The 14624-nt window shown below is 72.6% G+C and carries 12 protein-coding genes and 1 pseudogene; 10 read left to right on the top strand and 3 right to left on the bottom strand.

Annotated elements, in window-relative coordinates; genetic code table 11:
* Nucleotides 1-147: 147 nt before the first annotated feature.
* On the bottom strand, nt 148-819 hold the full coding sequence (locus AB0K02_RS06180; RefSeq protein ID WP_365991265.1) for a lysophospholipid acyltransferase family protein: 672 nt from the start codon (nt 817-819) through the stop codon (nt 148-150).
* A 247-nt stretch (nt 820-1066) separates the two neighbouring features.
* Between AB0K02_RS06180 and AB0K02_RS06175 the strand changes: the two genes are divergently transcribed.
* The 3 genes from AB0K02_RS06175 (at nt 1067) to AB0K02_RS06165 (ending at nt 3536) form a co-directional block, all read left to right on the top strand.
* A complete protein-coding gene (locus AB0K02_RS06175) occupies nt 1067-2218 on the top strand; it encodes a glycerophosphodiester phosphodiesterase (RefSeq protein WP_365991160.1) in 1152 nt (383 codons plus the stop codon).
* A gap of 232 nt (nt 2219-2450) precedes the next feature.
* The gene (locus AB0K02_RS06170) at nt 2451-2996 is read left to right on the top strand and encodes a sigma-70 family RNA polymerase sigma factor (protein ID WP_365991159.1); all 546 of its coding nucleotides are present in this window, start codon (nt 2451-2453) and stop codon (nt 2994-2996) included.
* Nucleotides 2997-3032: 36 nt separating this feature from the next.
* Nucleotides 3033-3536, top strand: a complete 504-nt coding sequence (locus AB0K02_RS06165; protein WP_365991158.1) for a GNAT family N-acetyltransferase — start codon at nt 3033-3035, stop codon at nt 3534-3536.
* Here the strand turns inward: AB0K02_RS06165 and AB0K02_RS06160 are convergent.
* A complete protein-coding gene (locus AB0K02_RS06160; protein ID WP_365991157.1) occupies nt 3533-3961 on the bottom strand; it encodes a hypothetical protein in 429 nt (142 codons plus the stop codon). The two genes, AB0K02_RS06165 and AB0K02_RS06160, sit on opposite strands and share 4 nt — an antisense overlap.
* Before the next feature lie 2 nt (nt 3962-3963).
* Nucleotides 3964-4323, bottom strand: coding sequence for a hypothetical protein (locus AB0K02_RS06155; protein ID WP_365991156.1), 360 nt, complete (start codon nt 4321-4323; stop codon nt 3964-3966).
* Nucleotides 4324-4409: 86 nt separating this feature from the next.
* On the opposite strand from AB0K02_RS06155, the pseudogene AB0K02_RS06150 reads away from it, so the two are divergent.
* The 7 genes and pseudogenes from AB0K02_RS06150 to cobT all read left to right on the top strand — a co-directional run bounded on the left by AB0K02_RS06150 (nt 4410) and on the right by cobT (nt 14423).
* Nucleotides 4410-5088: pseudogene (locus AB0K02_RS06150) on the top strand (HAD-IA family hydrolase).
* A gap of 385 nt (nt 5089-5473) precedes the next feature.
* Nucleotides 5474-6535 (top strand): ATP-binding cassette domain-containing protein, encoded by a 1062-nt coding sequence (locus AB0K02_RS06145; RefSeq protein ID WP_365991155.1) that lies wholly within the window; start codon nt 5474-5476, stop codon nt 6533-6535.
* Nucleotides 6532-7203: a methionine ABC transporter permease gene (locus AB0K02_RS06140; protein WP_365991154.1), complete on the top strand. Its 672-nt coding sequence runs from the start codon at nt 6532-6534 to the stop codon at nt 7201-7203. The genes AB0K02_RS06145 and AB0K02_RS06140 overlap by 4 nt, the downstream gene beginning before the upstream one ends.
* A gap of 75 nt (nt 7204-7278) precedes the next feature.
* Nucleotides 7279-8139 (top strand): MetQ/NlpA family ABC transporter substrate-binding protein, encoded by an 861-nt coding sequence (locus AB0K02_RS06135; protein ID WP_365991153.1) that lies wholly within the window; start codon nt 7279-7281, stop codon nt 8137-8139.
* 174 nt (nt 8140-8313) lie between these two features.
* Nucleotides 8314-8943 carry a GNAT family N-acetyltransferase gene (locus AB0K02_RS06130; RefSeq protein ID WP_365991152.1) on the top strand — a complete coding sequence of 210 codons (630 nt, stop codon included), beginning with the start codon at nt 8314-8316 and terminating at the stop codon, nt 8941-8943.
* Nucleotides 8944-9083: 140 nt separating this feature from the next.
* On the top strand, nt 9084-10316 hold the full coding sequence (cbiE, locus tag AB0K02_RS06125) for a precorrin-6y C5,15-methyltransferase (decarboxylating) subunit CbiE (RefSeq protein WP_365991151.1): 1233 nt from the start codon (nt 9084-9086) through the stop codon (nt 10314-10316).
* A 363-nt stretch (nt 10317-10679) separates the two neighbouring features.
* Complete coding sequence (cobT, locus tag AB0K02_RS06120; protein ID WP_365991150.1) at nt 10680-14423, top strand: nicotinate-nucleotide--dimethylbenzimidazole phosphoribosyltransferase; 3744 nt, start codon at nt 10680-10682, stop codon at nt 14421-14423.
* Nucleotides 14424-14624: the final 201 nt, after the last annotated feature.

The raw sequence follows: 14624 nt of genomic DNA, 5'->3' as shown, positions 1-14624 counted from the left end.
ATTTCGCGCAGCGAAATCCAGCCCCGCCGGCGCTTGAGGCGCTGGGGGTTCCCTTGCGCCCGCAGGGCGTACGCGGAGGGCCCGGTCACGGGAGAGGGCGGGGGCGGGAACAGACCCGCAGGCACCCCGCCCACCCGCCCGGCAGGTTTACGCCGCCTTCGCCTTCGTGGCGTACATGTCCACGTACTCCTGGCCCGACAGCCGCATGACCTCCGCCATCACCGAGTCCGTGACCGCCCGCAGGACATAGCGGTCGCGATCCATCCCCTCGTAGCGCGAGAACTCCATCGGCTCGCCGAAGCGGACCGTCACCCGGCCCGGGCGCGGCAGGCCCGCGCCGCCCGGCTGGAGCTTGTCCGTGCCGATCATCGCGAAGGGGACCACCGGCGCGCCCGTCATCAGCGTCAGGCGCGCGATGCCCGTACGGCCCCGGTAGAGGCGGCCGTCGGGGGAGCGGGTGCCCTCGGGGTAGATGCCGAAGACCTTGCCCTCCTCCAGCACCCGGCGGCCCGTCATCAGCGCGGCGACACCGCCGTTGGCGCCGTCACGGTCGACCGGGATCATGCCGACGCCGGTGAAGAACCACGCCATCGCGCGGCCCTTGAGGCCCTTGCCGGTGACGTACTCGTCCTTGCCGATGAAGAACACCGGACGGTCGGTCACCAGGGGCAGCACCATCGAGTCGATGAAGGTGAGGTGGTTCCCGGCGAGGATGACCGGCCCCGTCCCCGGAATGTTCTCGGCGCCTTCCACGCGGGGGCGGAACATCAGACGCAGAAACGGCCCGAGCACTGCCTTGATGAGCGTCAAGCGGGACAACGGGTCCTCCGGTGTCATGGGACGGGACGGTGATGGCCGGCGCAGTCGCTGCTGCGGTGCGTGAGTCTGTGCAGGTGAGGACGATACTCGCGGGTCGTGTCCGCCGCACATCGGGTTCACCGAGGCGATACGCACTGTTGACGCGCGTTTTCACGGTGTTCGCCCAGGGTCTGCCGCGGGTAAGGGGCGGCTGCATACGATCGGGCGACGCTCGACAGGTGCGGGACATCACATGGAGGAACGTTTCATGACACAGGGTGCGAGCAGCGGTCCGGCACGCCGGACGGTTCTGGGAGCCGCCGTTCTGAGTACGGCCGCTCTCGGCGTGGGCGCGGGTGCGGGCACGGCACAGGCCGGTGAGCGCTCCGGCGGCGGCCCGTCGTACAAGGGACTGCCCGTGCCTGCCGTCATCGCGCACCGCGGGGCCAGCGGCTACCGCCCCGAGCACACCCTCGGGGCGTACCAGTTCGCCCTCGACATGGGCGCGCACGTCATCGAGCAGGACCTGGTGCCCACCAAGGACGGTCATCTCGTATGCCGTCACGAGAACGACATCACCGGCACCACGGACGTCGCCCAGCACCCCGAGTTCGCCTCGCGCAGGACCACCAAGTCCGTCGACGGCGTCAGCATCACCGGCTGGTTCACCGAGGACTTCACGCTCGCCGAGCTGAAGACGCTCCGCGCCAAGGAGCGCATACCGGGCACCCGCCAGGAGAACACCCTCTACGACGGCCGCTGGACCGTGCCCACCTTCGAGGAGGTGCTGCGCTGGGCCGAGGACGCGGGCCGCCGTCGCGGCCGCCCGGTGTGGCTGCACGTCGAGACCAAGCACCCCACTTACTTCCGGGGCATCGGGCTCGGCCTGGAGGAGCGCCTGGCCAGGCTGCTGCGGCGCTACGGACGCCACCGCGCGGACTCGCCGACGTTCCTGCAGTCCTTCGAGCCCACCAGCATGGAGCGCATGGCGAAGCTCGTGGGCACGCCGCGCGTGGTCCTGCTGTGGACGCCCGACGACCGTCCGTGGGACTTCCGTGAGTCCGGCGACCCGCGCACCGTCGCCGACCTGGTCACGCCCGAGGGACTCGCCTGGATCGCCGGATTCGCCCAGGGCATCGGCCCGTTGCTCGACCTCGTCATCCCCAAGGACGCGAACGGCCGCCTGACCAGGGCCACGACGCTCGTACGCGACGCGCACGCCAAGGGCCTCGTGGTGCATCCGTACACGATGCGCAACGAGAACAGCTTCCTGCCGGCCGACTTCCGCCGGGGCACCGACCCCAACGCCTACGGGGACGTCTTCGGCGCGTACAAGGCGTATCTGGCGACCGGGATCGACGGCATCTTCACCGACAATCCGGACACGGGCCTCCTGGCGGTGGCGGACTTCACCGCCTGACACGCCTTCAGCCCCTCCTGCCGGCGGGGTCCGGTCACGCCACACCCGGACCCCGCGGACCCGGCCGCCCGTCACGGGCCGCCGGGTCCTTTCCGTCGCCCCGTGCGACCTGCGCACGCGGTTGACGGCCGTCGCCGGTACCCGGCGGCCGCGGCCACAGGCGACGGCCCCGTACGGGTGATGCCGTCCGCTCTGCGAAACCGCCGGTCCGCGGGCCGACGTCAGGCCGGGCATGACCGTTCTCGACGAAACCCCCGCCCATGTCGTCGCCGTCCTCGGCCCGCTGGTCAGCGCCGAGGCCACGGCGGAGGCGCCCGGCACCGCCCTGGAGGCAGGTGACCTCGAACAGGCCGTGTGGGTACGGCTGCTGGAGCGGCTCGACGACGACGGCCCGCCGCCGGACGCCGCCCGCTGGGTCAAGGCGGTGGTCCGTGCCGAGGCCCGCCGCGCCCGCCGTACGGCCGCCCGGGAACTGCCGTACCGTCACGAACCCGCCGACGGCCCGGCCGCCGACGCGTCCAAAGGCCCCGAGCCCGCCGCCCTGCGGTCGGAACGCCGGCGCGTGCTGCGCGCCGCCGTCGCCCGCACCCCCGGGAGCTGCCCCCGGCTGCTGACTGCGATGTTGTCCCCGAAGGACCCCACCTACCGGGAAATCGCAGGGACGTTGGGAATCTCACAGGGGAGTCTGGGGCCGATGCGTTCCCGCTGCCTGGGATGTCTGCGCAGAATGCTCGCGGCAGAGGTTGCGGCTCCTGAACATCGGGGAAAGGAGCGGTAGACAACCGGCGGACAGGTGAGCGGGAGGCATGCGCACATGGGCATGAGCGTGACCATCTCAGCGGCGGGTGAGCACGATGCGGAGCACATCCTCAAACTCCAGTACCTGTGCTACCAGACCGAGGCCGAGCTCTACGGCGACTACGGCATCGAGCCCCTGACCCAGACCCTCGCCGACCTGCGGGACGAGATCTCCCAGGGACACGCGCTGGTCGCCAGGCTCGGCGACGAGGTGGTCGCCTCCGTGCGCGGCCGGGTCGACGAGAGCGGCACGGCCAGGATCGCGAAGCTCATCGTGCATCCGCGGATGCAGCGCCACGGACTCGGCGGCCGGCTGCTCGACGCGATCGAGGCCCGTTTCGCCTCAGACCCGGACACCAAGCGGTTCCAGCTCTTCACCGGCCACCGCAGCGAGAACAACCTGCACCTCTACCGCAGCCGCGGCTACGTACCGGTCTCGACCGAGCAGGTCGGCCCGCGCCTGACCCTGGTCACGCTGGAGAAGGAGCAGACACCGGGCGCGTACGCCGCGAGCGCCTAGGCGAGGGCGCTGTGGCCGCGCGCACGGCGCAGCCACAGCATTCCCGTCACCGGCAGGAGCACCGGGATGAAGAGGTAGCCCATCCCGTACTCGGACCACACCGTCGAGTCGGGGAACGCGGACGGCTCCGCCAGCGTCCAGGTCCCCACGATCAGCACGCCCGCGAGCTCGGCGGCGCAGCACACCAGCGCCGCCCTGCGGGCCGTCTCCCCGCCGCGCACCAGCGTGTACGTGATGAACGCGTACACCGCGGCGGCGACCGCGGACAGCACGTGCGCCAGCGGCGCGCTGCCGAAGTCGGTCAGGATCTGGTAGACGGAGCGCGACACGGCGCCGACGGACATCACCCCGTACAGCCACACCAGCAGCAGCCCCGGACCCCGCACCAGCCTGGTCCGCTCGGTCTCCGTCGTGGGCCCGGCCATCGTCAGCCTCCCCAGATGTCGTGGAGCCGTACTTCCAGGACGGCGAGCACGACGGCGCCGGCCGCCACGGTCGCCGAACCCCAGCGGGTGCGCTCCGCCAGGGACAGGAACCCGGCGGCGGGCACCGCGAGCGCGGAGCCGATCACGTACGCCAGGAAGATGGCCGTGCCCTCGTCCGCCTTCTCGCCCCGCGCCAGCTGCACGACCGCGACGACCAGCTGGGCGAGCGCAAGGACGGAGACCACGGCCATGCCGATGAAGTGCCAGTCCTTGGTCGGCTGATCCCGGTACGCGGCCAGGCCGCACCATGAGGCGAGTGCGAGCGCGGTCACGGCGACCGCGATCGTCAGGGCGTCGAGCATGGGCTCGAGCGTATTACGGCGCGAAGGGCGCACTGCGCGCGACCCCGGCCCGAGGGGCCGGCGACCGGGCCCTGGGGTCGTGAACCATGGAGATCCACGCCGAAGCCCTGTTGTTCGACACGACGGAACCCTCGTCTCCTCGCTGGAGTCGGTCGACCGCTGCTGGACCACGTGGGCGCAGGAGTACGGAATCACGGCGGAGGACTTCGCCCGCGTCGAGCTGCACGGCCGTCCCGCCGCCGAGACAGCCGCCGACCTGCTGCCCGCGGGCCTGGTGCGGGAAGCGGTCGCCCGTATCGAGACCGTGGAGGTCGAGGACGTCGCCGGGTCGGTGGCCGCACTGTCCGGAACGCTCGCCCTCCTCGCGCAGCTGCCGCCCGAGCGGTGGGCCGTCGTCACCTCGGCCACCCGGCGGCTCGCCGAGGCGCGGCTCGGTGAGGTGGGCATCACGCCCAAGACGACCGTCGCCGCCGACGACGTCACCCGCGGCAAGCCGGACCCGGAGCCGTATCTGCTCGCGGCCCGGCGGCCCGGCGGCCCGGCGGCCCGGCGGCCCGGCGGCCCGGCGCCGACCCGGAGCGCTGTGTCGTCTTCGAGGACGCCCCGGCCGGGCTGGCGTCGGGGCGGGCCGCCGGCATGCGCACCGTGGCCTTGACCACAACGCATCGCGCGGACGAGCTGGCCGCCGACGTGGTGGTGGCCGACCTGGCGGCCGTGTCCGTGCAGGTGACGGCCGACGGCGTGACGATCCGGACCGGAGCGTAGGCGTCCACATAGTGTGCCGGTCGTGTCCGCATAGCGGACGCGGCCGAATTCCTCGCGCACGTCTCTGCTTTACTTGCAGCCATGACCACGACGAGCAGCCGCACCCTTGCGACCGAGGCGATCACGACGCCCGGTGCTCGTTGTATGTGTCGAATGTGCGCCTTCTGAGGGTCCCTGACCGCCTCGCGCCCCGAAGCGAGACCGACAGCCGCGCCGCGTCCGATCGTCCCCGCAGCCACGGAGAACACCCCGGACCGAGCCCTGCCCCGCGCGCGCCTCGCCCCCGGCCACCAGCCGAGAAGGCCGTGCCGCGGAGAGCTGTCTGAACCGAATGCCCCGTGCCCGGCGGACACCGCGCCGCGCACTCGACAGTGACGGAAACCCTGTGATCACCACCAAGGGCCTGACCAAGGTCTACTCATCGCGAGGCCGCGAAGTCACCGCTCTGGACGGCGTCGACCTGCATGTCCGCGAGGGCGAGGTCTTCGGCGTCATCGGGCGCAGCGGCGCCGGGAAGTCCTCGCTCATCCGCTGCGTCAACCTGCTCGAACGCCCCACCGCCGGCACGGTGACCGTCGACGGCCAGGACCTCACCGCGCTCGCCGGCCGGGGCCGGCGCGCGTCGAAGGAGCTGCGGGAGGCCCGCAGCCGCATCGGCATGGTCTTCCAGCACTTCAACCTGCTGTCCTCGCGCACCGTCAAGGACAACGTCGAACTGCCGCTGGAGATCCTCGGCGTGTCCGGCGCCGAGCGTTCCCGCAAGGCGCTCGAACTCCTCGATCTCGTCGGCCTCGCCGACAAGGCCAAGGCGTACCCCGGCCAGCTCTCCGGCGGACAGAAGCAGCGCGTCGGCATCGCCCGCGCCCTCGCCGGAGACCCCAAGGTGCTGCTGTCCGACGAGGCGACCAGCGCCCTCGACCCCGAGACGACCCGGTCGATCCTCCAGCTGCTGCGCGACCTCAACCAGCAGCTCGGACTGACGGTGCTGCTCATCACGCACGAGATGGACGTCGTCAAGACCATCTGCGACTCCGCCGCCCTGATGAAGAAGGGGAAGATCATCGAATCCGGCACGGTGAGCGACCTGCTCGCGACCCCCGGCTCCGAACTCGCCCAGGAACTGTTCCCGGTGAGCGGCGACGCCTCCGGCCCCGACCGCACCGTCGTCGACGTCACCTTCCGCGGCGAGGCCGCCACCCAGCCGGTGATCTCCCAGCTCTCGCGCACGTACAACGTCGACATCTCGATCCTCGGCGCCGCGATGGACACCGTCGGCGGCAAGCAGATCGGCCGGATGCGCATCGAACTCCCCGGCCGCTACGAGGAGAACGTCGTCCCCGTCGGCTTCCTGCGCGAACAGGGCCTCCAGGTCGACGTCGTCGACCCGCACACCGCCGCGGCCGTCCCGGCCCAGGCCCCCGCACTCGTCGAGGAGGTCGCGAAGTGACCTGGTCCGAGATGCAGCCCCTGCTCACCCAGGGCACGCTCGACACGCTCTACATGGTGCTGTGGTCCACCCTCGTCACGGTCGCCGGCGGACTCCCGCTCGGTGTGCTGCTCGTCCTCACCGACAAGGGCGGACTGCTCCAGAACACCCCGGTGAACAAGGTCGTCGGCGTGATCGTGAACATCGGCCGCTCGCTGCCGTTCATCATCCTGCTGATCGCGCTGATCCCCTTCACCACCCTGGTCGTCGGCACCTTCATCGGCCCCACCGCGATGATCGTGCCGCTCGCCGTCGGAGCCATCCCCTTCTTCGCCCGGCTCGTCGAGACGGCGATCCGCGAGGTCGACCACGGGCTCGTCGAGGCCGTCCAGTCCATGGGCGGCTCGATCCCCACCATCGTCCGCAAGGTGCTGCTCCCGCAGGCGCTGCCCTCGCTGGTCGCGGCCGTCACCACCACCGTGATCGTCCTCGTCGGCTACTCGGCGATGGCCGGAGCGGTCGGCGGCGAAGGTCTCGGCTCCAAGGCCGTCACCTACGGGTTCCAGCGCTTCGAGACGCAGTTCATGCTCATCACCGTCGTGATCCTGATCGCGATCGTGACCGTCGTGCAGCTCGTCGGCGACGGAGTCGTGCGGCTGCTGGCCCGACGCGGACACACCGCGGGCTGACCCGCGGACGTCCACCCAAACAGCCCGCACTCCTTGTCCGGGCGTTGTTCCACCCATCAGAAAGAGGCACTCTTCGTGCGTAAGAACACCAAGCTCACCGCGGCTGCCGCCGCCACCGCCGCGCTCGCCCTCGGCCTCACCGCCTGCGGCACGGCCTCCGACCCGGGCGCCGGGACCGACTCCGGTGCCAAGGCCGACGAGTCCAAGGCGCTCGTCGTCGCCGCGTCCCCGACGCCGCACGCCGACATCCTGAACTTCGTCAAGGACAAGCTCGCGGCCGAGGAGGGCCTCAAGCTGGAGGTCAAGGAGTTCACGGACTACGTCCTGCCGAACACCGCCACCCAGCAGGGCCAGGTCGACGCCAACTACTTCCAGCACAAGCCGTACCTGGACGACTTCAACAAGAAGAACAAGACGACCGTCGTCCCCGTCGTCAACGTCCACCTCGAGCCCCTCGGCCTCTACTCCCACAAGGTCAAGGACATCAAGGACATCAAGGCCGGCCAGACCGTCGCGGTCCCCAACGACACCACCAACGAGGGCCGCGCGCTCAAGCTGCTCGCCGACAACGGTCTGATCACGCTGAAGGCCGGCGCCGGGAACGACGCCAAGCTCTCCGACGTCCAGGACGCCAAGGGCCTGAAGTTCAAGGAGCTGGAGGCCGCCACGCTGCCCCGCGCCCTGAACGACGTCGACGCCGCCGTCATCAACGGCAACTACGCCATCGAGGCCGACCTCAAGCCCGCCTCGGACTCCCTGGTGCTGGAGAAGGCCGAGGGCAACCCGTACGCCAACTTCCTCGCCGTCAAGGACGGCAACGAGGACGACCCGCGCGTGCAGAAGCTCGCGAAGCTCCTGAACTCGCCCGAGGTGAAGAAGTTCATCGAGGACACGTACCAGGGCTCCGTCGTCGCCGCCTCCGGCGCGGTCAAGTAACCACGTCATCACGCCACTTGACGCCGGCCCCGGGCACCCACCAAGGTGCGCGGGGCCGCGTCGCACCTGCACCCGGCCATGCGCAGCCGGCAGCGGATGTTGCATGCTGTGCCTTTACGGCTACGACGCACACACGGCAACGACCCCTTCGACGGTCCCGGCATGGAGCAGTGCATGACTCACACCTTCCCGGACGTGTCCATCAGCACGGAGCGGTTGGTGCTGCGCCCCTTCGAGGACGCCGACATCCCGGCTTTCACCGAGATGATGAACGACGAGCTGACCACGGCCTGGACGTCGGTACCGCATCCCTACACGGCGCAGGACGCCGAGGACTGGGTGCGCAGGATCGCTCCTGCTGAACGCACCACGGGCAGGGGCATCGTCCTCGCCGTCACCGAGTTCCTCACCCAGCGGCTCGTCGGCACGGTCCACCTGCAGAACACCGACTGGCGCACGCTCGCCACCGAGGTCGCCTACGTCACCGCGCCCTGGGCGCGCGGCGAGGGCTACGCCACCGAATCCGTCCTCGCCGTCGCCCAGTGGCTCTTCCGCAACCAGCGGTTCGAACGCATGGAGCTGCGCACGGCCGCCGACAACACCGCCTCCCAACAGGTCGCCCAGAAGATCGGCTGCATCAGCGAAGGCGTCCTGCGCAACGCGTGGATAGTGCGGGCCCAGACGGAGGAGGGCGCCTGGACCGACGTCCGCACCGACCTCATCGTATGGAGCCTGCTCCCCGAGGACCTGGAGGCCGACCGCCTGACCGAGGCCGGCTACGCCTCCTACACCGACTGGAACTGAGCCGCCGCCCCGTTCCCGGGCACGGAGGCACACCCTCACCGCCCCCGAACCGCTCCGGGTACGCTCACGAGGCGACCCCACAAGGTGTCGCGCATCCGCGGAGCATCCCCCACCTGCAACAACTCCAGGAGACTGACGAGATGGCCGACCGGGTCACGGTGATCGGCTGGGACGGCTCACCGCTCACCCAGGCGGCCAGGTCCGCGCTGTCGGCCGCGACCCTGGTCGCCGGCGCCGCCCACCACCTGGCCCTGCCCGAAGTCCCGCCCCGCGCCGAACGCATCCGCCTCGGCAGCGTCGACCTCGCCGCCCGGCGCATCGCGGGCCACCGCGGCAGCGCGGTCGTGCTCGCCGACGGGGACCCCGGGTTCTTCGGCGTCGTCCGCACACTGCGCGCGCCGGAGCACGGCCTGGAGGTCGAGGTCGTCCCCGCCGTCTCGTCCGTGGCCACCGCCTTCGCCCGGGCCGGCATGCCGTGGGACGACGCCCGGATCGTCGTCGCCCACCGCCGCACACTGCGCCGCGCCGTCAACGTGTGCCGCGCCCACACCAAGGTCGCCGTCCTCACCTCCCCGGGCGCGGGCCCCGCCGAACTCGCCCTCCTCCTCGACGGAGTGCACCGCACCTTCGTCATCTGCGAGGAGCTGGGCACCTCCCGGGAACAGGTCACCGTCCTCACCTCCGACAAGGTCGCCGACCTCGTGTGGCGCGACCCCAACGTCGTCATCGTCATCGGTGGAGCAGGCAGTCTCACCGCCGCCTCCGGCACCGGGTCCGGCTGGATCGCCGGCCACGAACCGGGCTATCCGCCCGAGCTGCGCGGCTGGGCCCTGCCGCCCGCCGACCCGCGGGCGCCGCAGGCCGGCGAGGGCGAGTACGCGGGACTGCGCGCCGCCCAGCTGGCCCGCCTCGGACCCCGCGTCGGCGACCTCGTGTGGGACATCGGCTCCGGCGGCGGCGCGCTCGCGGCCGAGGCCGCCCGCTTCGGAGCCGCGGTCATCGCGGTCGACGCCGACCCCGACGCCTGCCGCCGCAGCGAGAGCGAGGCACGGCGTCTGGGCGTCCAGCTCCAGGTCGTCCAGGGACACGCCCCGCACGTACTGGAGCGGCTGCCCGAACCGGACGTCGTACGCATCGGGGGCGGGGGAGTGCTCGTCGTCACGGCGGTCGCCGACCGCAGGCCCCAGCGGATCGTCACCCACGCCTCCACCCGCGACGAGGCGGAGGCGATCGGCGCGGCCCTGGCGGCCGGGGGCTACGACGTCGAATGCGCGCTGCTCCAGGCCGTCGAACTGGACACCGCCGACTGGACGGAGCGCGAACGCACCGTCGTCTTCCTGCTCTGCGGCCGCCACCCGGAGCCCCGCGCGTAGAACCGCCCGCTCCCGGCGAACCCCGGCCCACGCCCCCTGCCGCGGACGGCGGGAGGTAGGCTGGCCGATCGTTGTACCGCACCCGGGCGTTCGCCGATTGGTTCGTCAATGTCCGGAAAAGGGAGCCACTTTGGCTCCCGTTTGTGGTACGTCGGAACCAGGGGGGCGCGCGACGTGGCGCAGCCCACAGCGGACCGCGGCGGATCTTGCTGCCATGGTGGCGAACGACGGCGACAATGCTTGGGTCCGGGGTCGATCGTGCCGCGCGGCGCACACGCTCGTTGTTGTTCACGGGCGTCAGGTGTGCCGGTCGGACGTCCCGGGCGATGGGCGAAGGAGCAAACCGATGGGCGAGGGGAACGCATGACTGACACCGGCCAGATCCCGGGCCAGGGGCTGCCGGAGAACGCAGGCATGGTGGAGCAGCCGGGCGTCCCCGCCCCCGGCGCGTACACCTACCTCGAACCCTCCGAGCACACCTCCGAAGAGGACGACCTCCTGCTGATGCCGGGAGCCCAGGGAGCCTGGAGCGACCCGCAGCAGGTGCCGATGGCGCAGGCGCCACAGGCGCACGGAGCACCCGCCGCCGACCAGTACGCGGCGGCGCCCGTCTCCGTTCAGCCGACGGACCCTCAGGACGCCGTCCCGCAGCACGCAAGCGGCGCCTACCAGGTGGACTACCAGGCGGCGGGGTACGGCACGCACGAGTACCCGGCCGCGCCCGGTGTCCCGCAGGCCGTCGGGCAGGAAGCGGCGCCCGAGCCGGTGCCCGCCCCGGAATTCGTCGAGGTCACCCCGGCGCCGGCGGCAGACGCCGCCGCGTACGCGCAGGCGGCGCAGCCGCAGGACGCCCAGGCGCAGCTGCCGCCGGAACAGCCCGCCTTCCAGGACGCGCCGGCCCAGCAGACCGCGCCGGTCCAGGCGCAGGACGCCCCCGCACAGGACGTCCACGCGCTCGGGGCCCCGGGCGATCCGCTGCCCGGCGTACCGTCGCAGCAGGTGTCCCAGGAGGGGCTGCCGCAGGAGCCGTTGGCGCAGGTCCAGGGCACCATGTCCGTGGTGCCCGGCGTGGCGCCGGGCGACCGTGTGCCGGTGGCCGCCGAGACGGCCCACGGCGCGGGCGCGCACACCGCCGTCGTGGCCGACGCACCGGCCGGGGAGACCGCCCACGCCGCTCCGCAGGAGGCCGCCGCCGCGCCGGAGCACGTGGCCGCGGCGCAGCAGGCGCCGCACGAGACCGGCGCCCACGAGGCCGGTGGCCGGGACTCCGGCTCCGTTGATCTGGGGGCCGTACGGATGCCCGCGGCCGCGACCTCCGCCATGCCGACGCCGCCGCCCGCGCGCCGCCCGCTCCACATGGGTCCGCCGGTGCCCGAGCCCAACACCGGCGTGGTGCGCTCGCTCGCCGACCGGGGACCCGCGGGTACCCCGCCGCACCCGATGGTCGTGCGGCCCGCCCCGGAGCAGTCCGCCGCGACGGGCGTGGAATACCTCGATGTTCCGAGCGAGGAGCCCGCTGCCGGGCTCCCGGGCCCTCAGCTCGGAGACATCCCGCCGCAGCCCGGCGCCCCCTGGGACCCGCAGCCGCCACAGGAGCAGGTGCAGCACCCACCCGCGGCATCCGCAGAAACGGTCGTCCCCGAGGCGGTCGCCGAGCCAGTGACCGTGGAGGCAGGCGCCGGGGCGGAAATGACCGAAGCCGCCGAGGTGAGCGCGACCGCGCCCGCGCAGGAGGCCACCGTGCCCGCTCCGCGCGCCGGCGGCTCCGAGGCGGCGGAGGCCGTGGAGGCGGTGACGGAGACCACCGCGGAGGACGGGGCCGCCGAGAGCGCCGACCCCGCGGCGGACGCCGTGGGAGAAGAGCCTGTGACGCAGGCCGCCAAGAGCGCGGTGCCTGCTGAGGTCGTTGAGGTCGTTGAGGTCGTTGAGGCCGTTGAGGCCGAGCCCGTGACCGCCGCGGAGCCGGCTGCCGCGGAGACCGGCCAGGTCGTCGCCGCCGAGGCACCGGCGGCACAGGCCGAGTCCGTCGGCGCACAGGAGGCCGAAGTGTCCCCCGAACCGGCGGCCCCCTCGGCCGAAGCGGCCCCCGAGGCCGCGGCGCAGGCGGCTCCGGTCCAGGCGGCTCCGGCGCAGGAGCCCGAGGACACCCCCGCGCCGCAGCACGCCGAGACCGAGGATCCCGGAGGCGACACCGCCGCCCCCGACACCACCGAGGCCGCCGCCCACACCGAGCCCGCCGACGCCGAGCCCGCCGACGCCGATGCCGGTTCCGCCGAAGCCCACTCCGAGGCCGACGCCGAGCCCGCGCCTGCTCCGGAGGCCGACGCCGCTCCCGAGACCGCGCCCGCTCCCGAGGCCGACCCCGCGCCGGCGACCGCCCCCGCGCCCGGCTACGACGACGCCGAACGTGAGGCCGTCCTGCGTGTCATGCGCGAACGGCGCGACATCCGCAACGGCTTCCGCAGCGACCCCATCCCGCACGAGGTCCTCCTCCGCGTCCTCGAAGCCGCGCACACCGCGCCGAGCGTCGGCCACTCCCAGCCGTGGGACTTCGTCGTGATCCGTTCGGCCGAGACCCGCCGCACGATGCACGAACTGGCCCAGCGCCAGCGCGAGGCGTACGCCAAGTCGCTGCCCAAGGGGCGGGCCAAGCAGTTCAAGGAACTGAAGATCGAGGCCATCCTCGACACCCCGGTGAACATCGTCGTCACCGCCGACCCCACCCGCGGCGGACGCCACACGCTGGGACGCCACACGCAGCCGCAGATGGCGCCCTATTCCTCGGCGCTCGCCGTCGAGAACCTGTGGCTCGCCGCCCGTGCCGAGGGCCTGGGCGTCGGCTGGGTCTCCTTCTTCGACGAGCGCGAGATGGTCCGTACGCTCGGCCTGCCCGAGCACCTCGAAGTCGTCGCGTACCTCTGCGTGGGCTACGTCGACGAGTTCCCGGAGGAGCCCGAGCTGATGCAGGCGGGCTGGTCCAAGCGCCGCCCGCTGTCGTGGGTCGTCCACGAGGAGACGTACGGCCGTCGTGCGCTGCCCGGGGAGGAGCCGCACGACCTGCTCCAGGAGACCGTCAAAAACATCCGCCCGCTGGACGCCAAGGCGCTCGGTGAGGCGTGGGAGCGCCAGAAGCGGATGACCAAGCCGGCCGGCGCGCTCGGCATGCTGGAGATCATCTCCGCGCAGCTCAGCGGCCTGTCCCGGATGTGCCCGCCCCCGATCCCGGAGCCGGCGGCGGTCGCCATCTTCGCGGGCGACCACGGCGTGCACGCCCAGGGAGTCACGGCCTGGCCGCAGGAGGTCACCGGCCAGATGGTCGCCAACTTCCTCGGCGGGGGAGCGGTCTGCAACGCCTTCGCGACCCAGGTCGGCGCCGAGGTCTGCGTGATCGACGTGGGCGTGGCCTCCGATCTGCCCGCCACTCCGGGGCTGCTGCCGCGCAAGGTCCGGCCCGGCACGGCCGACTTCACCACCGGCCCCGCGCTGACCCGCGACGAGGTGGTCGCCGCGATCGAGGTCGGCATCGAGACGGCCCGCGACCTGGTGGCCGCCGGCAACAAGGCGCTGCTGACGGGCGAGATGGGCATCGCCAACACGACCACGTCCGCGGCCCTCATCGCCGTCTACACGGACGCCGACCCGGCGGAGATCACCGGCCGCGGCACCGGCATCAACGACGAGATGCACGCCCGCAAGGTCGACGTCGTGCGCCGCGCGCTCGAACTCCACCGGCCCGACCCCGCCGACCCCATCGGCGTGCTGTCGGCCGTGGGCGGCCTGGAACACTGCGCACTGGTCGGTCTCATCCTCGGCGGTGCGTCGCTGCGCACGCCGGTCGTCCTCGACGGTGTCAGCACCGGCGCGGCCGCCCTGGTCGCCCGGGCCATCGCCCCCGAGGCGCTGGCCGCCTGCATCGCGGGCCACCGCAGCGCCGAGCCGGGCCATGTGGCCGCGCTCAACAAGCTCGGCCTGCGCCCGCTGGTCGACCTCGACCTCCGCCTCGGCGAGGGCACGGGCGCGCTGCTGGCGCTTCCCGTCGTCCAGAGCGCGGCACGCGCCATGCACGAGGTCGCCACGTTCGACTCGGCCGGCGTCACGGAGAAGTAGCGCAGCGGCCCGGGCGTCCCTCGGGACGCCCGGGCCGGGCACACGGCCGCGAACGGCCACATCCCCGGGCCACGGAACCGGCAGGACGCCTCCGGGCCACGGCGCGCGGTCCGGGGCAGGGTACGGTGCCTGGCCTCGGAACCGTACCCTGGTGCCAGCAGCGCCCCCACCAGCCGCTTCACCGCCGCAGCGGCCCCCGCA

The sequence above is a fragment of the Streptomyces sp. NPDC049597 genome (assembly GCF_040675505.1).
GTDB lineage: Bacteria > Actinomycetota > Actinomycetes > Streptomycetales > Streptomycetaceae > Streptomyces.
This window is presented reverse-complemented; position numbering and strand designations above follow the sequence as displayed.